The 17,270-nt window shown below is 48.9% G+C and carries 18 protein-coding genes and 2 tRNA genes; 10 read left to right on the top strand and 10 right to left on the bottom strand.

The annotated features are described in order from the left end of the window. Positions 1-100 precede the first annotated feature (100 nt). Positions 101-472, top strand: coding sequence for a hypothetical protein (locus tag FED52_RS11675; RefSeq protein WP_034781184.1), 372 nt, complete (start codon positions 101-103; stop codon positions 470-472). Positions 473-530: 58 nt separating this feature from the next. On the opposite strand, the gene FED52_RS11670 is transcribed toward FED52_RS11675, so the two are convergent. Beyond that, on the bottom strand, positions 531-1,403 hold the full coding sequence (locus FED52_RS11670) for a hypothetical protein (RefSeq protein WP_138859965.1): 873 nt from the start codon (positions 1,401-1,403) through the stop codon (positions 531-533). A 364-nt stretch (positions 1,404-1,767) separates the two neighbouring features. On the opposite strand from FED52_RS11670, the gene FED52_RS11665 reads away from it, so the two are divergent. Further along, positions 1,768-1,950 carry a hypothetical protein gene (locus tag FED52_RS11665; RefSeq protein ID WP_240731264.1) on the top strand — a complete coding sequence of 61 codons (183 nt, stop codon included), beginning with the start codon at positions 1,768-1,770 and terminating at the stop codon, positions 1,948-1,950. A 180-nt stretch (positions 1,951-2,130) separates the two neighbouring features. On the opposite strand, the gene FED52_RS11660 is transcribed toward FED52_RS11665, so the two are convergent. Then, a complete protein-coding gene (locus tag FED52_RS11660; protein WP_138859963.1) occupies positions 2,131-3,045 on the bottom strand; it encodes a hypothetical protein in 915 nt (304 codons plus the stop codon). Positions 3,046-3,247: 202 nt separating this feature from the next. Between FED52_RS11660 and FED52_RS11655 the strand changes: the two genes are divergently transcribed. The 4 genes from FED52_RS11655 (at position 3,248) to FED52_RS11640 (ending at position 6,947) form a co-directional block, all read left to right on the top strand. Next, on the top strand, positions 3,248-4,477 hold the full coding sequence (locus FED52_RS11655; RefSeq protein ID WP_138859962.1) for an LCP family protein: 1,230 nt from the start codon (positions 3,248-3,250) through the stop codon (positions 4,475-4,477). Positions 4,478-4,556: 79 nt separating this feature from the next. Then, positions 4,557-5,261, top strand: coding sequence for an SDR family oxidoreductase (locus FED52_RS11650; RefSeq protein ID WP_034781176.1), 705 nt, complete (start codon positions 4,557-4,559; stop codon positions 5,259-5,261). A 27-nt stretch (positions 5,262-5,288) separates the two neighbouring features. Beyond that, on the top strand, positions 5,289-5,507 hold the full coding sequence (locus tag FED52_RS11645; RefSeq protein ID WP_034781174.1) for a PspC domain-containing protein: 219 nt from the start codon (positions 5,289-5,291) through the stop codon (positions 5,505-5,507). Between the two features lie 112 nt (positions 5,508-5,619). Continuing rightward, a protein-coding gene (locus FED52_RS11640) for an IS3 family transposase (protein WP_138858667.1) occupies positions 5,620-6,947 on the top strand; the annotation gives its coding sequence in 2 pieces (ribosomal slippage) (positions 5,620-6,019 and positions 6,019-6,947; 1,329 coding nt in all). Positions 6,948-7,003: 56 nt separating this feature from the next. On the opposite strand, the gene FED52_RS11635 is transcribed toward FED52_RS11640, so the two are convergent. Then, positions 7,004-7,855, bottom strand: coding sequence for an aldose 1-epimerase family protein (locus tag FED52_RS11635; RefSeq protein WP_235420259.1), 852 nt, complete (start codon positions 7,853-7,855; stop codon positions 7,004-7,006). Positions 7,856-7,929: 74 nt separating this feature from the next. Between FED52_RS11635 and FED52_RS11630 the strand changes: the two genes are divergently transcribed. After that, a complete protein-coding gene (locus FED52_RS11630) occupies positions 7,930-8,481 on the top strand; it encodes a TlpA family protein disulfide reductase (RefSeq protein WP_138859961.1) in 552 nt (183 codons plus the stop codon). Between the two features lie 45 nt (positions 8,482-8,526). Here FED52_RS11630 and FED52_RS11625 read toward each other — a convergent pair whose 3' ends face one another. The 4 genes from FED52_RS11625 to FED52_RS11610 form a co-directional block, all read right to left on the bottom strand. Beyond that, complete coding sequence (locus FED52_RS11625) at positions 8,527-8,733, bottom strand: DUF3006 domain-containing protein (RefSeq protein ID WP_016508383.1); 207 nt, start codon at positions 8,731-8,733, stop codon at positions 8,527-8,529. A gap of 395 nt (positions 8,734-9,128) precedes the next feature. Further along, positions 9,129-9,929, bottom strand: coding sequence for an MBL fold metallo-hydrolase (locus tag FED52_RS11620; protein WP_034781170.1), 801 nt, complete (start codon positions 9,927-9,929; stop codon positions 9,129-9,131). 180 nt (positions 9,930-10,109) lie between these two features. After that, positions 10,110-10,183: transfer RNA gene (locus FED52_RS11615), tRNA-Gly, on the bottom strand. A 16-nt stretch (positions 10,184-10,199) separates the two neighbouring features. Then, a tRNA-Gly gene (locus FED52_RS11610) sits at positions 10,200-10,273 on the bottom strand. A 128-nt stretch (positions 10,274-10,401) separates the two neighbouring features. On the opposite strand from FED52_RS11610, the gene FED52_RS11605 reads away from it, so the two are divergent. Genes FED52_RS11605 through FED52_RS11595 form a run of 3 tightly spaced genes read left to right on the top strand, consistent with a single transcriptional unit; the run spans position 10,402 to position 11,728 of the window. Next, complete coding sequence (locus tag FED52_RS11605; RefSeq protein WP_138859960.1) at positions 10,402-10,761, top strand: hypothetical protein; 360 nt, start codon at positions 10,402-10,404, stop codon at positions 10,759-10,761. 2 nt (positions 10,762-10,763) lie between these two features. After that, complete coding sequence (locus tag FED52_RS11600) at positions 10,764-11,318, top strand: hypothetical protein (RefSeq protein ID WP_138859959.1); 555 nt, start codon at positions 10,764-10,766, stop codon at positions 11,316-11,318. After that, positions 11,315-11,728 (top strand): hypothetical protein, encoded by a 414-nt coding sequence (locus FED52_RS11595; protein WP_034781164.1) that lies wholly within the window; start codon positions 11,315-11,317, stop codon positions 11,726-11,728. Before FED52_RS11600 ends, FED52_RS11595 begins: the two co-directional genes overlap by 4 nt. Before the next feature lie 42 nt (positions 11,729-11,770). On the opposite strand, the gene FED52_RS11590 is transcribed toward FED52_RS11595, so the two are convergent. The 3 genes from FED52_RS11590 to FED52_RS11580 all read right to left on the bottom strand — a co-directional run bounded on the left by FED52_RS11590 (position 11,771) and on the right by FED52_RS11580 (position 17,134). Continuing rightward, on the bottom strand, positions 11,771-14,335 hold the full coding sequence (locus tag FED52_RS11590; protein ID WP_138859958.1) for an SH3 domain-containing protein: 2,565 nt from the start codon (positions 14,333-14,335) through the stop codon (positions 11,771-11,773). Between the two features lie 161 nt (positions 14,336-14,496). Further along, the gene (locus FED52_RS11585; protein WP_138859957.1) at positions 14,497-15,426 is read right to left on the bottom strand and encodes an alpha/beta fold hydrolase; all 930 of its coding nucleotides are present in this window, start codon (positions 15,424-15,426) and stop codon (positions 14,497-14,499) included. A gap of 22 nt (positions 15,427-15,448) precedes the next feature. Continuing rightward, on the bottom strand, positions 15,449-17,134 hold the full coding sequence (locus tag FED52_RS11580; RefSeq protein ID WP_138859956.1) for a formate--tetrahydrofolate ligase: 1,686 nt from the start codon (positions 17,132-17,134) through the stop codon (positions 15,449-15,451). Positions 17,135-17,270: the final 136 nt, after the last annotated feature.

Here is a 17,270-nt window from a genome sequence, read left to right as displayed (position 1 = left end):
TGATCCCTCCTTACACTCTAGTTTGACGAAACTTGAACAAAATGTCACTTCACAACGTTTTGTCGGAATCCGATATACTGAAAGAGGGAGGGACGGCGAAATGAACGGAAAGATCACTCTTGGATTGATCAGCGCGTTCGCGCTGGTGTCATTTGTGTTTGGACTCTCACTTGCGACGTTTGTCGATTATCGGATCAATGAAGAACAAGTCGTCCTGGAACGATTGACGACACATAAAAAAATTGGTCCTGCTGAAATCTTGTCGACGGAAGTGGACTTTCATTTGAACGGTTCCAATTATGCCCTGCGTTTTACAGACGAGCCACATATCACCTATTGGTTCAGCGTGGCGGACCGCGAGATCCAATTCGATCGAATCGAATCGTTGGATCGGCGCGATACAGGACTTAGAACCGATCTTTTTGAACAGATGCCACCGCTCGCGATGGAATCGACAAACGCTGCCGAATGAAAACACGAAACGAACGAGTCCGATGAAGGACCCAGAACGTTTCGTGTTTTTTTACTGTTTACTGTACAGAAGGATAAGGGACCAATTCTTTTAAAAATGTATGAGTGCTGACAGATGTTTGGGTGGCTTTTTGTTTTAGTAGGGCGTCTCGCAAGCTTGGTTGGAGCGATGTCACGGTGACCTTGACGTCTTGAATCTTTTTCAACTTTATGAAAGATGATTGTTGGAGGAACGAGAGACCTTCTCGGGTCGTGAATGAGTCGCACGTCATGTGGAGCTCATGAATATGCAAGCGCGAGAACTCGATTCGGCTATACATCGTGCCCACGACAGCACCGTTCCGTCTCAATGAATGGAACGCACCTTGATTTCGATGACATTCGTCGATGGTTCTAGCCGAAACCGGTAAGGCGCCTGGCAAAAGACGGGCGTACTGATTGCGGGTCGATGACCATGACGCATACGTTTCCGGATGCTCAAGGCAGAGTTGCCATTGCGCGTATGTCTCTTTTTGGAACGGTAGTACAGGTAAATCATAAACGGTCGACTCAAGATGAGGTGTGAACCCGATGGCGGTGAACGAATCGAGTCGTTGAAGTGCCTTTGCGTTTTGGACATTTAAAGAGACCATCGTTTTTTGTCCGATATGCGGATGGAATTGATACAAGACGCGATCAATCAACCCACGCAATGCCGCGAAATTTGTATAGGCTGCATCAGTCATGCGAATCTGTTGGGTGGTGGGGAGGTCACGATAATCCACGGTGATGGCGGCCATGAGCTCATTTCCTAGCCAACCGGTATACAACGAGCACTGTGGTGGAAAGCTGAACAGATTCGGGACGTGCTGAGGGGGATAAAGATTGTGGAGCAATGGTCGAAGATGGGGTGGAAGTTCACGACTTTCTTTGATGGTAAAGGTCTGCTTCATCCGAGCGGTCCTACTTTCTATATAAAATGAGATACCCTTAAATTGTAAGCGCTACCACATATAAATGCTCGTATTAAATTGATGAACATTTATTGGGAAATCAAGGGCGTATTTGTTTCAAAAAACACCCAAAAATCTTTCCGATTTGACGTGGAAATGGCGCAAGGACGAGACTCTATCTGGCTAAGACATACATAAAGAGGTTTGATGGCGGAGGATGAAACAGGGTGTGATATTTGTTAAAACGTAGAACAATCCAATTCAGGTTAAATGAAAAAGACATGCTATACTGATGGGTAAGAAACGAGTCAAGGAGACGACTATGCGATACGTAATAAGTTTTTGGTTATTAGCAGTAGTGTTGATGGGTATACCGCATACGGCGCAGGCGGAAACGAATCCGATCGTTGTCCATGAGAACGTCATCATTGACGAAGCGGTAGAACTATATGAAGGGTTTCGCTCCCCGAACGAGATGGTGTTCATTTTTGTATTGATTGTATTATTATCCGTGATTGGGCTAGGGATTATCAATGCGATTGAATAACGTGAAAACGTTCACAAAAATGCAATATCTGAATCGGAAGCGGTTTCAAATCTGATTTATACTAAACGTGTAGGAAGGAAGTTCTGCACCAACTTCCCCTCCTTTTCAGATGAACACCCCTCGTTCATATCATGTTTTGGAGTCAACCGACGCTGTCGATTGACTCCCTTTTTTGTATGATTAAAATTGGATTCGTTTTTCTTTGGCGAGTCGTCGCAATCGTTTCGTTTCATTCGCGTGGCCACGACTTTCGAGCATATTCACATATACTTTGAACGGTTCTGAACGATGGGAGAAGAAAGGGATATATTCGGCGAACAACTTTTGTTCGGCTTCTGATAAATGGCCGCGCTCCACGAGTAATTCCAGCTCAAGCATCTTTAAGGCTTGATAATCGGCAAGGGCGTTCTCGTCTGTGTGGGCTTTGGCTAATGTGCGGTCGCACAACGTGGTCAAACGTTCACGGAGCAAATTCCATTCGGACGAATTATAAGATTGATCGAGGAGTGTCGAGAGCAGGTCGACCCGAGTCGAGTCAACATCTTTTGGGACATGGAGTGCGGTGTATAAGGAACGATCGATCCAAACGGCGGTCGTGGGGGCATCAAGTTGATAATACTGAATCAGTTGGGATAACATCGTGGTTTGAGACAATTTTAACAACCGGAAAGGATCGCTCGTTGTGAAGAACGGTTCTTCTCCCGCTGAAGACGACAGCAACAAAAACATTTCTTCGTACATCGTCCGGGCCTCGGGCTCGTCATCCGCGTAATAGACTAAATCGCGAATGATTTTTTTCGCATGAATGTACCAATTTTTTTGGTCACGTTCACTCATCACTTGGTTCGGTACTACATATAAGTGATCATAAGCCAATTCGACAAAACGTTCAGCGAGGACGATGGTTTGTGAGAGCGAATGACGTTCGTCTGACGATTTTTGTTCTTTATATCGTGTGAACTGGCTGACCATAAAGTCGATGTCTTTCTCTTCAATCACGGTTTTAGGGATGTTTCGATACATCTCGACAATCACATCGCGAAGCGTGGCTTCGCCGTACTGTTCTAGCAACATCCGTAACTTCCCGATACGCATTAGCTCTCCCTCCTTTCAAGAGGACGTCGAACAAAGTAACTGTCCGCAGATGGGCAGACACCAATTATTATTCCTTTCCCGCTTTCGATTCAAAACAACCCTTCCGTCTCATGCTTGAGACGGATTTTTACGTTAACCGTTGTCAGAAAAACGTTTGTCGATGATAATGTAGAAAAATCTAACCATAATTGAGGTATTGCATATGAATGACGATCAACACTTATCACGTGTCGAACGCAGAAAGCGTGAGCTCGAACGGGAACGGTTGAGTGAAGAGGCTCAGCTAAACGAACAAGCTCGACACGAAACGATAAATCATCAAACAAACGAAGAGAACCCGGAAAGATGGGAGACGGGCCGGCAAGCAGAGGCGACACAAGGCGAGCATCCGTTTCTAAACCGAGCGCATGAACAGTCGTCTGAACCAAAAAAGAAAGCGCGCGACGTCCGGAAACCGAAAGCGAAGTTAACCCTTCCGTTCGGCACGAAACGTAAATCAAAGCCACTTCGAGACGAACGACGGGAACCGAGACGCCAAACACGTGAACCGGAACGAACTCACGTCAAACATGAGACGACCGCACCGAAAGACAAACCGCGCCGCCGGAAGTGGAAAGGGAAGCTATTGCTTGTCATGTTGCTCCTCCTCATCGGAGTCGGCTATATGGCAACGCGTCCTGTCACGTTTTTAGTGATGGGAAGTGACGCCCGCGTCGGAGAATCATTATCTGGATCACGGACGGACTCTTTACAGTTGATGGAATTTGTACCACGTTCACGCACTGTTCAAAACGTCTCGATTCCGCGGGACACGTATACAGCGATTCCTTGCGAACCAGAACGAGAAGGCGATAAAATCACCCATGCGTTTGCCTATGGCGGTGCGGATTGTACGGTCGGGGCGGTAGAGGGACTGACGGAAACCTCGGTTGACGGTCAAGTCGTGATCACGTTTGAAACGTTTATGGAATTGATTGACCTCGTCGGCGGCGTCAACGTCACAGCGACCCACTCGTTCAGCGAGAAAGGCTTCAATCAAACGTATGAGTACACAGAAGGAGTGTCTTACGCCATGGACGGGGACATGGCGCTCGCCTACGCCCGTCACCGGAAGACAGACACGGACGGTGCCCGCTCGAACCGCCAAACCGAAGTCATGTCGGCCGTCGCCGATAAATTGGCCAGTCCGACGGGGTGGACGAAAATCCCGGCGACGTATCGTTTCATGAAAGACGAAATGGGACTCGAAATGAATCCGTTGCAGATGGCATCGATCGGAATGACGATGGTATTACAGCCGCAGGTGGATAAACTTCAAATCGAAGGAGAAGACGCCTACATCGATAACGTCTATTACTATCAACCGACCGAAGCGAGTGTTCAAGCCATTCGTGACGCCCTCGACTTGACGATGTGGGGAACGGTGAGATAATTTCGCGAAAAGGGTTTGATTCCGTTCCGAAAGAGGAAATTTAATCAAATGAACTACTCTTTTGAGGAGGGAAATTTGAATGAAAGTTTTAGTCATTGGAGCAACAGGAAAGATCGGTAGACGTGTATTGAAAAGTTTAGCGAAATCGCATCAAGTGACCGCTTTAATTCGTTATCCTGAACTACAGGCAGAGTATGAAAAGATGGGTGCGCGCGTGCTCACCGTCGACGTCGAGAAAGAATTGGATAAAGGGATTCACGAGGCGACCTCGGGACAAGATGCCGTCATCATCGCGGCAACGGCAGGGGCAGATGGGTCAAGCAAGGAAATCGAACTGCTGGACCGCAACGTCGCGATGAAAGCGATTGACGCTGCTAAAAAAGAACGTGTCCGTCACGTCGTCTTGCTCAGTGCATACGGCGCGGATCAACCGGACGCGGCACCGAAAGAACATTTCAACTTCTTGTCTGCCAATAACGCGGCCGATGAGTATATCGAACATAGCGGTTTAAACTACACGATCATTTGCCCAGTGACAATTGTAGATGGGCCAGGGAAAGGCTCGATTGAGGCATCGGAAGACTTGAGTGATGCGAATGGTGCGACGATTTCTGAAACGGACGTCGCGACGATCATCACCGCTTCGCTCGATAATCGTGGATTGTATGGCCGTCGGATCGAAGTGAAATCCGGCAGTACCCCAATCAATGAAGCACTCGATTTTGACAGTCGTGGGGAAGTGGCGACTGGAGGCAGAACAACGCTTCGTCGACCACAACGCTAACGAAAATCTGGAGGAGAAGGTGTCCTGATGGAACGAAAATTGTATAAAGATCCGTCTGATCAAATGATTGCCGGTGTCTGTTCGGGACTAGGGAAATACCTCGGGGTCGATGTCACGTTAATGCGCATCATCTTCGTCGTCCTCGCTTTGTTCGGGGGTCCTGGTCTATTGATTTATATCGTCCTGGCCATCGTCATGAAAAAACCGCCGTCAGAGTATGAGGCGGAGCAAGAAAATCGCTTTTAACAAAACGAGCTGACCGCATTAAACTGTACCCTGAGTAGTAGACACTAAAAAAAAGTCTACTGCTCAGGGTTTTTGTGTACACTGGACTAAATCATATTGGGAGTGAATTCGAGTGTCGAAGAAGATATTTACGTCAAAAGAAATAGATGCGCTAGCCGCAAATCCTTACGTTAAATCTGTGAGCCCGAAAGGGATCACGTATACCGATGAGTTTAAGGAACTTTTTATAGCACAGACGTTGGAAGGAAAGTTCCCTGTGGAAATCTTCCGGGGATGTGGATTCGATGTGGAGGTACTCGGTGAACGGCGTATGAGTTCTTGTAAAAATCGTTGGACACGAGCTTACCGAAAAGATGGGGTAATGGGGCTGCGCGATACACGATCAAGTAATTCAGGACGTTGGAGAGATAAAGAGCTGTCGACAGAAGAACGGTACGCGAAGCTCGAGGCCGAAAACAAACTGTTGAAAGCAGAGGTCGAACTATTAAAGGAGATCCGCCTGGCGGAAGGGAGAGGAAAGCTGGACTTAACGCATCGCAAAAGTATGAGCTGATTCAAGGTGTCATCATCAAGCACAAAATGAAGGGGATGGTCAGCCATCTCTGCCAGGTGGCCGGGGTGTCACGTCAGGGATACCACGCCTATTTCTCGGAACGGAGGAGACAGACCAGACAGGAGCGCGAATCGAAAGACGTGGCTCTTCGTGACCTCGTTCTGAAGGCGTTCCACTTCAAGAAGCGCAAGAAGGGTGCTAGGCAGATCAAGATGGTGCTGTCTGGTCATTTCGGTGTGACGATGAACCTGAAGTGTATCCGACGTATCATGCGGAAATACAACATCGTGTGTCCAATCCGCAAGGCGAAGCCATACAAACGGCTCATTAAGGCGACGGCCGAGCACCGGGTGGTGCCGAATCGCCTCAAACGCGAATTCAAACAGGGCACTCCCTACAAGGTGCTTCTCACCGATATCACCTACATATTTTACGGGAACGGTAAGCGAGCCTATCTTTCGACCATCGTGGACGGTTCGACCAATGAGGTACTGGCGCATCAACTCTCTGAGAACATCAATCTCGACATTGTATTGGATACGTTGAAGCGTTTACGGAAGAACCGGAGGATTCGCTTGGACAAGGACGCATTCATCCATTCAGATCAAGGAGGGCACTACACGAGCCCGACCTATCAGAAAGAGGTGAAGCGTATGAAGCTAGGTCAATCCATGTCCCGACGGGGCAACTGTTGGGATAACGCTGTCCAGGAATCATTCTTTGGACATTTCAAGGATATCGTCGAGTTAAAGGCCTGTACCACGTTCGATTCACTACAGCGTGAAATCCGAAAAACCATTAACTATTACAACCATCATCGTTATCAATGGAACATGAAAAAGATGACTCCCGTACAGTACAGGAATCATCTCCTTGAATCAGCATAAGTTTTTTTATTAATGTCCTTTACAAGGGGTACAGATTACATCGGTCAGCTCGTTTTTTATTCGGTATAGAGCGTGTAAGTCGCCTCGAACGACTCACCAGGGTCGAGCAGTTGCATATCTTCTTTATGGCGGATGTCCTTCCGATGACCTTTGTAGTCAGCGTGTCCGAACCAAGGTTCGAGACAAGCGAACGGGGCGTCGGAGTGTGGAGGCGACCAGATGCCGAAATGGGTGAAGTGAGGGGATTCCATGACGATGGCCCGACCGCTCGGTTGATGTCGAAGCGCTGCGTACTCGATTTGTTCAAAGATGAGGGCATCTTGGTCGAACAAATGATGCGTCAGCGGGATGTAACGGCGTTCCCCGAGAGGTTGATAGGCACCCGTCAAGTAAGGTCCTTCGAGCAATAGACGGTCGAGTGTTCGCGTCTCCCCAAAGTCAATCGTATAGTCTTCAAACGTCCCCCCGGCAAATGGGATATTAAAGGCCGGGTGCCCGCCGATGCTGAACGGGAGGACGGTATCATCTCGGTTGACGACACGATACGTCACGCTCAACTCTTCGCCGATGAGGCGATAGATGACATTCAGTTCGAATGAAAATGGATAGTGTTTACGCGTCTCGACAGAATCGCGCAGGATAAAGCGGACGTGTGTGTCTGTTGCCTCGGCGACCTCGAACAGTTCGTCGCGCGCAAATCCGTGTTGGCTCATCGTGTACGTCATTCCGTCATATAAGTAACGGTCGTCGAGCAGGCGTCCGACGAACGGAAAAAGGATTGGGGCTTGCCGGCCCCAATACGTTGGGTCACCTTGCCAGAGGAGCTCCGTCCCGTCGACGTTCCAACTGGTCATTTCGGCACCGTGTGCTTTTAGTGTGACGCTAACTTTCTCGTTGTAAAGTTGCAAGATAGTTACTCTCCTTTGAATGATATGATAAGTTAAGTTTAGGAGTGAACAGTACACAGGACAAGGGGTAAATCATGCGATTTCATAAACTAGCGATTGGATTGATCATGGCTGGCCTCGTGGCCGGTTTAGGCTATAAAGGATATGACGAGTTTAATAGTCAGGCGAAGGAACCGGCGGTCAGCATCGCCACGGACGATAGCGTACTTGGCGGTCTCGAGGTCGGTCAACGCGCGCCGGCCCTTGAACTGGAGACGGTCGAAGGGGAACGCCTATCGCTCGCCGATTACAATGGACAGCCGGTTGTAGTGAACTTCTGGGCGACGTGGTGTCCTCCGTGCCGTGAAGAACTACCTGAACTGATTAAATTTAGCGATGAGACGGGCGTCCCTGTGCTAGGCGTGAACATCACGAATAACGAACGTCGCGGCCGACGAGATGTCGATGCATTTTTAGAAGAAGTGCCGCTCAGTTTCCCGGTCCTGTTAGACGAAGACGGCGAGGCTGTAAAAACGTATCGCATTGTGGCCATGCCGACGACCTATGTCATCGGATCAGACGGTGTGATCACCGCCAAACAAGTCGGACCGGTCGATTTCGATTGGTTGCGAGACAAAACAAAGTAAATGAACGGACAAAGACAGACTGGGAGTGAACCGGTCTGTCTTTGTCTACTTTTTATAATGTTGTTTGATGAGCGCATCAAAATTCGGTGTCATGTCTTCCTCGAGATAATAGTGATGATTGTCTCGAATGATTGTATCGCCAACACGTGCTTCTGATGGCAAGAATCGTCTTGGGATGAAACTCGAGCCGTTGTTCCAACGTAACACGGCATACTTCCCTTCGACCCGCACCAATGTGCCGTACTTAATCATGCCTCTTCCTCCTCAACGAACAGCTTTCTGTCTCTTTATTCTTATAGAGTGTATTCCCACATTCCACAAAAGCTACACATATTTGCGCAAGGCTGGACAAGCAAATGGGAACTCAAAGAGGTGACAAAATTGTGAAGAAAGTTAGGAGAAAACGCTTTCTTTTTTGTTTGTTTTCTTCTATAATGAAGGCACGGGGTGATTTTGACGAATTTGTGAACAATGGGGGTATGGTCAATGTTTTCATCAGCTATGATTGGATTGCTCGCCTTAACCGGCGTGACCATTTATGGGATTGACCGTATGTTCACGGTCCGTTCAGAGCGCATCACAAAGAAATAGGTCTACATAATAGGGGGGATCGCAACGTCTTGGGGAGACGTTGCGATTTTTTTGTGTCAATAATCTTGCTGCCGTGACTCGCGATCTTTCGCTTTTTGTTCGACGTGCTTACGGTTCCGTTCATGGACGCGTTGGAAAAAGGCGTGCTCGGGCCAATGGGGAGACCAAACGCGTTCTTCTGGCAAGGCGAGGATATATTCTTCGGCGGCGCTCAGTCGCTCCATCATTTTGCTGCGATCGTCGCATAAATCGCCGTGGCCCGGGACGAGCCACCGAATCTCATACTCATAAATGGCGGCTTGGAGTTTTTGCAAGGAATTCAAATACGCCTCGGCATCATGCTCGATGAACGGAGGCTCGATATTGGACCCGTAGTCGCCACAAATCAGGAGCCGCAGCGGTTCGACGATTAAAGACATATGAGTCGACTCGTGTCCTGGCGTCAATAAAAACGTGATGGGGGTAGAGCCGAGTGCGAGCGTCCCGTCCTCGGAGATCATGATGTCGACGGCCGGTTTGACGATGGGGCGATCGATATAATACTGCTCATAAAACGACTGGATCTCGTCTAACTGCGAGCGCGCATCCGTCTCGACGAACGCCTGAGATGCGATGACGGTCGCATCGGGAAACGCATAGGCACCGATAATATGGTCGTAATGCTGGTGCGTATAGATGACATACAGCTTTTTGCCTTGTCGACGCAGTTCGACGTCTCGGCGGATGGTGGCAATCTCTTCAGGCAGCCAGTTCGGATCGATGACGATTAAGCTCTCATTCGTCTCAATCAACGTCGAAGTCGTTCGCATGAGTGCACTTTCGTAAACAGTGAACGGTTGAAGACGTACTTGAATCACGGGAATCCCTCCTTCTTGTCTTCCATCCTTTTCCCGAATCGTCATCATTTAAGCGTCGCCGGTATGACTGCTATTATCGTGAAAAACAAAAAAAGCAGAACGTCGAATGACGTCCTGCTTCATGCACGGTGTACCGTGCGGTTATGTGTGCGAGCAAATTCTCGCGTATATGTCGGTAATTGGAGCGGGTGAAGAGAATCGAACTCTCGTCATCAGCTTGGAAGGCTGAGGTTTTACCATTAAACTACACCCGCATATGAAATTTTAAAATGGAGCGGGTGAAGAGAATCGAACTCTCGTCATCAGCTTGGAAGGCTGAGGTTTTACCATTAAACTACACCCGCGAAACGCTTAACGTTACGGTAATATAATAGCACAGGATTTTAGCTTTGCAAACCCTTTTTTGAAAAAACATTGGTTGTTGCGGCTAGGTCGTCTTGCTAAGATAATAGGAGAGAGGAGTGGATGGGGCATGAGTGAGCGTAAATCCTATTTACAGATGATGAGCGAGGGCTTTCGGATGATGAAAGAAGGCAAACAAATCAATCATGAGACGAAGCTGCGCCAATGGACATTCTCGATCAGCTGTGAGGCGAATTGGCTTGTGATTCTCCGGACAGAGCGCTTGAAATGGATCAGTCCAGAGACCGATCAGTTCATCATTGAACCGTTATTCGTCCAAATCGGGACGTTACAGCTCACGCGTCATCTCGAAACGAACGAAGTACGTTTGACTATCGATGAAGAATGGGGAATTGAAAGTAAGGTCGTCTGTGACGACCAGGAGTGGGAACGATTCGTCGCGTCGCTCAAACAATTGAAGGGGGAGTAGTCGTGAGTCGAGAAAGGCTATATCGGATTGAAGCGGAAGCTCGTGGGAGTGCCTGGCGGGCCCGTGTATTGACCGGCATCCAACGATTCCGCTTTTTTAAAGGGGAATTGCTCGCACCGACTGAACGCCCTTACGTCGTCTTGAGTATCTCTCAAGACATGCAGGCACTTCCCGATTTGATTGAGACGGATATGGGCGTCCTGCTCATCCATGAACGAATCGGCCCGATTTTTATGAATTTATGCCCATATGATATTCAACTCGTTCGAGTCGAGTTGCACACGAGCACCGGAAAGACGGATCAATACTGCGCACTCAACGTGTTACGCCGTTTCGAGATTGAACATCTTGAAGATTCGGGCGAGTATCGACCGTTAGATTCGGATCGGCTCTATTTTTTGTCACGGCAAACCGTGAGACTAAATTTATTCGGGCATATGATTGCCCAAGATCGAAACAGCCAACGCCTTTACGTAACGGAGCGTCTCAAATATGCGCTTCAAGCGAAAATGGTGACCGGGCTGGCATTCAAGAAAACGAAGGAGCAAACAGCATGAAGGAATACGAAATTGACGGTTGGATCCGTCTAGACTACCCAGAACACTTTGAATACAACGAAGAAGAAGACCATGTCAGCTTTTACTCTGTCGAGGCAGATGCGCAAGGGACGCTTCAAATGTCCATTTATGAAGCGGAGGAAGCACAAGCCCCGAGTGACGCCGCGCTTCAAGAATTGAACACGTTTTTAGGTGAGTTCCCGATCGACGTCAAAGTCGCCCCAAGCGTCACGTCGGAGGCCGGCGGCATGACGACGGCCTACGCGAGCGGAATTGAAGACGGCATGCATCTCGACGTATGGTCGTTGACAGACGGGAAGCGACTTTTGTTTTTGACGTATGTCGCCGATGAAGTGACGAATGAAAAGTTGGAAATCGAATCGATTATCGACTCGATCGAATGGACATAACAAGAGACACGCACCTATAACGGTTGCGTGTCTCTTTGTGTCTTACTGGAATTTTGGAACGTCGAAGTGCAATGTATAAGCATCGAGGTTTTGATAAATTTCGAAAATTCGAGTCGTCTGTTTTGTTGCCCATCCGATGTCGGTGGCGTACTGATGATTACCAGGTACGGCCGGATTAAAGCGCATTTTGTATAAGGTATTTTGTTTATGCGTAGGATGGTTAATATAACTTGCGCCAATCCAGTAAGCGCCCCCAACAATAGCTGACTCTGGTGTGAACCATTTTTGCTCGAAGGCGAACTTGGCACCTGTCGTAAGCGGACTGCTGTCGACTGCTTGAATGCCGTACATATTATACACAGTAGCGGCAACTTTACGGTCGGGGTGGATTCGAACACCACTCGAATTGATTAAGGCGTTTCCATCTTTATCCACTGGGACTCCCCGGGCGAGGATCGATTTTCCATGTCCTGTTTCATGAATAGCGTGTGCGAGCAAATAGATTTCATTGACGTTGTATTGGTTCGCCGCATTGATGAACGCTTGGCCTTGGCCAGTAAGTGTCCCACTGTCCTGAAGAACCCCATTTAATGTGGACGCACTTGTACCTGCGCTCTTAGACAAGTCAAGGAATTGATAAAACGCCTGTGAATCTTGACTGAAGTTACTCGGATTGACATAAGGTTCGATATCTGACACTGAAGCACGACGCCACGTGTTGTCGAAGACTCGAATATTATGGCCGGATGGTCGACGGTAGGATACCGTATAATAGTTTCCTTCCTGACCTGTGATTGTTACTTTCTCATCTGGGTTGATTTGACCGTAAGCATGTGATGTAAGGCTGGCTCGCTCCAAAATCTTCGCTTCGCCGACAACAGAACTTGGTGTCACGAATCCTGTCATTGTTCCATGCTTTACTCGGTACCATACCGTTGAGCCGACTGTTTGTCGACTGACATATTGAAGTAAGGTGCCGTTCGGGACAGTAGCGAGCGTCGTTGAGGTCGTTGAAGCGCTCGATTTTAAGGCTGTCCCGACGCTTGAGATGACTCTGATGTTGTTGTTGATGATTGTTCCTGTTGAGCCGTCGATTTTTACCCACGCGCGTGGTAAATAGGCTTTGGCGTATCGATGGGCGTCAGTTTGACCAAATTGAGCCATTTGGCGCTCTGCCATCGCCTGAACCGTGATTGGATAGCTCGTGTAAGACACGATACGTTTGATTCCTGTCGCCGGTGGTGGTGTCGTGACCGTTGCAGTATAACTAAGATGGATATAACTTCCGGCGAAGCTTCCGCTCGTCAAAATGCCCCAAACTGAATTGAGTACAGGTTTTACTTTAACGATCGTACCGTTCGGCAACTCACCAACTTTATTGCTACTGACGTCCGCTTTTTCACGGACGTTCAATGGGATATTGTTATCGACCACTATTCTGACTTCGCGCTCCGGTCCGTATTGTTCAGTTGAAGTTGGAGGCGGTGTGAGCGAGAAGTTTCGTGAGGCTACATAACCCGTTACATTTGCGTAGCGAACTTTGAACCATGATCCCGTTGCACCATGAGCAGAAAGTTGATCAACCTTCGCACCAGTTGGAATCGTTTGGAGAACTTTCGAGCTAGTCGAAGTCGACGAAAACATCGTGGTTGCTTGTTGCGCATAATAAGGAGTGACAGGCGCTGCAATTTGCGACTCGGACAAGTTTCGCATCGGTACAAAGCCCGTTAACGAACCGACTGCTACTTTCGCCCATGAACCGGTCGCACCATGTGTCGATAGAAGTTTGACACTTGTCGTGACTGAGAGTGTCCCCAACGTCTTGCTTGAAGTTGACATCGAGCTATAAATACTAGATTTCGTCTTGACGTACATTGTCTTCGGTTCGACGGTCACGGGAAATTGGACGTTACGTTTTGCGACATATCCAGTCTTACTACCGTAAGTGATTTTCGCCCATGACCCAGTTGCGCCATGTGCAGACAAAAATTTGATTTGCGCACCTTTTGGAATCGTAAGCAATACCTTTGAAGACGTACTCATCGAGCTGTGCATTGTTGTACTTAACTTCATAGTGTGAGTCGTGCTTGACTGGTTTGACACTGTCCCACCTTCAACTGGTGAGAAATAACGTTGAGCCACGTATCCAGTTTTCCCACCATATGTGACTTTCAACCATGAACCACTCGCTCCGTGAGTGGAGATATATGTGACCGTCGCCCCTTTCGGGATAGTTTTGAGAATCGGCGCGGACGTAGTCATTGAAGAACGCATGTTGACGTTCGCATCGGCAGTGTATGCGTTAGCAGTTGCTGTTTTCGTCATAGATGGCTTTAATGTGAGGTAAGAAGATGCGACATATCGCTTTTGACCTTGGAAATTGATTTGAGCCCAACTGTTACTAGTTGAATATATTTGAACTTTAGTTCCTTCTGTCAGTTTTCCAACAATAGATGACGTAGTCGATGTAGAAGATCGGACGTTTAAAATAGAGGTATTGACTGTTCCTTCGTATGTTGCTGCATATGAATGAGCGGGGACGAGCGTACTCAACACCGTGCTAGAGATGAGGACGGCCGTGCTCAATCGTGTGATCGTTGGCTTCAATGTGTTACCCCTTTCGGTGAATACGTATAAACATACATGTATTTTTGTAGTGTGCGGTCTAAGTATAGCGCACTTAAAAATTGGAAAGAAGAATTTGATTTACAAAAAAGGTAAATGAATTAGAATGCTGTTGTATGTTTTTGGTAAATAAAAAGAACCTCCTAGGAAATGGAGGTTCTTTTTGCGATTTGTACCGTTTGATGCATCCAGTCGCCGATGTCCGTCCAGATATCTTGACGTTGGCGCTCACGGAGCACTTCATGGCGAGCCTGATCATAAGACAGCACGGTCAATTCGATGTCGGCGGCCTGATGTTTGCGGACGATTCCGGAGAGTCCTTCTCCGTCATGGACGACAGGATCATCGACACCTACGACGAATAAAATCGGGAGTGTTTTCGGATGCTCCTGAATCCGGGCGGCGGAGGTCACATCGAGTGACGCTTTTGCTACCTCATGTAAATAACCGAGCGTCGGAATGCCACCACAGTCCGGGTCGTTCACATAGGCGATCACTTCCTCGGGGACACTCGAAATCCAATCGCTCTCGGTCGTGGCGGGTAAGAATTTCAAGTTATACCGTCCGAACAATAAGCGTTCGAACAACCGGGACTCATGGGCGCTCCCTTTGAATCGGATGGCACAATCGATCGCATACAGTCCGGCACGTCCAATCAATCCGGAATGCGGGGGCGGGGAGACGGCGATGACGCCTGCCAAGCGATGACCTAACTGTTGGCCGAGTCGGCGTGCTAGCAGTGAGCCGAAACTATGGCCGAGGACGATGGTCGGCAATGCATCTTGGTAATGATCGAGGAGCGAGATGGCGTCGTCGACCATTTGATTAAATCCTTCGTGTGGAGATAGATGAGCGTAAGTGGACTGGGTTCGGGCCAAAGAACCGGCGCCGCGAAGGTCGCACAGAAACACATTAAAACCAATTTCTGACAAAAAATCAGCGAATTCGACATAACGTTGATGATGTTCAAGCATCCCATGGAAAATGAAACAATTTCCAATCGGTTGTCTGGCCTTGACGTGCAATAGTTGTGTCCGGTATCCGTCCGCATACGTATGTTCCGTGACGTCCATCCCTCTCCCTCCGTTGTCTTGATTAGAATAAGCCAATCGCTTTCCCAGTCTCATCAATCCCCATATTCAAGGCGGCCGGTTGTTTCGGCAGACCCGGCATCGTCAAGACGTTACCTGTCAAGGCGACGAGGAAGCCAGCGCCGACCGACGGTTTCAACTCTCTTACGGTCACAGTGAACCCGTGCTGGTAACCGAGTTTCGTCGGGTCGTCTGACAGCGAGAACGGCGTCTTCGCCATACAAATCGGCAAGTGTTGCCAGCCGTTCGCTTCGATTTGAGCCATTTGTTTTTTTGCGGTCGCGGTGAACGTGACGTCGGCCGCCCCATACACTTCACGGGCGATCGTCAAGATTTTTTGTTCGATCGAATCGGTCAACGCATAGAGCGGGGTGAATGCACTCTCATTCGACTCAATCGTCTCGATGACGGCCTCGGCGAGCGCGCGTCCGCCTTGGCCTCCGTTTGACCACACTTCACTGAGCGCCAATCGAATGTGGTTCGCTTCACACCAGTCGATGACGGCCGCCAACTCTTCGGTCGTGTCTGAATTGAATCGGTTGAGGGCGACGACGGTCGGCAAGCCAAGTTTCCCCATCGTCTCGACATGTTTGGCGAGAAGTTTTAATCCGTTCCCGACGGCTCCGACGTTCTCGACGTGGAGTTGGTCTTTGGCGACGCCGCCATGCATTTTCAAGGCACGGACTGTCGCCACGAGGACGACGGCGTCCGGATTTAATTTACCGATGCGTGACTTGATGTGACAGAATTTCTCGGCACCGAGGTCGGCTCCGAATCCCGCTTCGGTGACGACGTATTCACCGAGCTTGAGCGCAGTTTTTGTCGCAATCAACGAGTTGCAGCCGTGAGCGATGTTGGCGAACGGACCACCATGAACAAGCGCGGGCGTCTGTTCGAGTGTTTGCACCAAGTTCGGCTTGAATGCTTCTTTCAACAACAGTGTCGCGGCACCAGCCGCCCCGATTTGTTCGGCCGTGATCGGTTCGTTGTCTTGATCGTAGGCGACGACGATGCGCTTGATGCGTGCCTCGAGGTCGGTCAACGAATCGGCGAGGCAGAGGATGGCCATGATTTCAGACGCCACGGTAATGTCAAATCCGTCTTCACGCGGTACCCCGTGGGCACTGCCGCCGAGGCCGATCGTCACGTGACGAAGTGCACGGTCATTCAAGTCGAGGACACGTTTCCAAACGATTTTACGGACGTCGATCCCGAGGTCGTTCCCTTGATGAAGATGATTATCGAGCATGGCGCTGATCGTGTTATGAGCTGCAGTGATCGCATGCATGTCACCTGTGAAGTGAAGGTTGATGTCTTCCATCGGCAACACTTGGCTGAAACCGCCGCCGGCCGCACCGCCTTTTAAGCCCATCGTCGGACCGAGTGATGGTTCACGTAGACAAACGATTGCTTGTTTATCGAGTTGATTCAACGCTTGTCCAAGTCCGACGGTCACGGTCGACTTTCCTTCGCCGGCTGGAGTCGGATTGATCGCCGTGACGAGGATGAGTTTCCCGTCTTCTCGAGTCGCCATCCGATCGATGACATCGAATGATAACTTGGCTTTATATTTCCCGTATAGATCGAGGTCATCTTCTTGTAAACCGAGTTTTTCCGCAATCTCTTTGACAGGTAGCATCTCGGCTTGTTGGGCAATTGTTAGGTCGGATAACGGTTTAATCGTCGTCATGTATAAAATCCCTCCACTTTCGAACATTATAACCTATTTAGTACATTTCATTCGTGAATCGACCCGGAATCAAGGTTTAATCTTTCGTTAGGGAAGACTCGTTCGTGTTGTCATTGAGTTTATCATAACCCATCGC

This window comes from Exiguobacterium mexicanum (assembly GCF_005960665.1).
Taxonomy (GTDB): domain Bacteria; phylum Bacillota; class Bacilli; order Exiguobacteriales; family Exiguobacteriaceae; genus Exiguobacterium; species Exiguobacterium mexicanum_A.
Note: the sequence above shows the minus strand (reverse complement) of the source record. Positions and strands in the feature narration are given on the sequence as shown.

Excerpts from the sequence above, each read along its gene's own strand:
- FED52_RS11675 (WP_034781184.1), top strand. The coding sequence starts at position 101 with ATGAACGGAAAGATCACTCTTGGATTGATCAGCGCGTTCGCGCTGGTG.
- FED52_RS11650 (WP_034781176.1), top strand. The coding sequence starts at position 4,557 with ATGAAAGTTTTAGTCATTGGAGCAACAGGAAAGATCGGTAGACGTGTA.
- FED52_RS11665 (WP_240731264.1), top strand. The coding sequence starts at position 1,768 with ATGGGTATACCGCATACGGCGCAGGCGGAAACGAATCCGATCGTTGTC.
- FED52_RS11585 (WP_138859957.1), bottom strand. The coding sequence starts at position 15,426 with ATGGACGTCACGGAACATACGTATGCGGACGGATACCGGACACAACTA.
- FED52_RS11630 (WP_138859961.1), top strand. The coding sequence starts at position 7,930 with ATGCGATTTCATAAACTAGCGATTGGATTGATCATGGCTGGCCTCGTG.
- FED52_RS11645 (WP_034781174.1), top strand. The coding sequence starts at position 5,289 with ATGGAACGAAAATTGTATAAAGATCCGTCTGATCAAATGATTGCCGGT.
- FED52_RS11605 (WP_138859960.1), top strand. The coding sequence starts at position 10,402 with ATGAGTGAGCGTAAATCCTATTTACAGATGATGAGCGAGGGCTTTCGG.
- FED52_RS11655 (WP_138859962.1), top strand. The coding sequence starts at position 3,248 with ATGAATGACGATCAACACTTATCACGTGTCGAACGCAGAAAGCGTGAG.
- FED52_RS11580 (WP_138859956.1), bottom strand. The coding sequence starts at position 17,134 with ATGACGACGATTAAACCGTTATCCGACCTAACAATTGCCCAACAAGCC.
- FED52_RS11670 (WP_138859965.1), bottom strand. The coding sequence starts at position 1,403 with ATGAAGCAGACCTTTACCATCAAAGAAAGTCGTGAACTTCCACCCCAT.
- FED52_RS11595 (WP_034781164.1), top strand. The coding sequence starts at position 11,315 with ATGAAGGAATACGAAATTGACGGTTGGATCCGTCTAGACTACCCAGAA.
- FED52_RS11660 (WP_138859963.1), bottom strand. The coding sequence starts at position 3,045 with ATGCGTATCGGGAAGTTACGGATGTTGCTAGAACAGTACGGCGAAGCC.
- FED52_RS11625 (WP_016508383.1), bottom strand. The coding sequence starts at position 8,733 with ATGATTAAGTACGGCACATTGGTGCGGGTCGAAGGGAAGTATGCCGTG.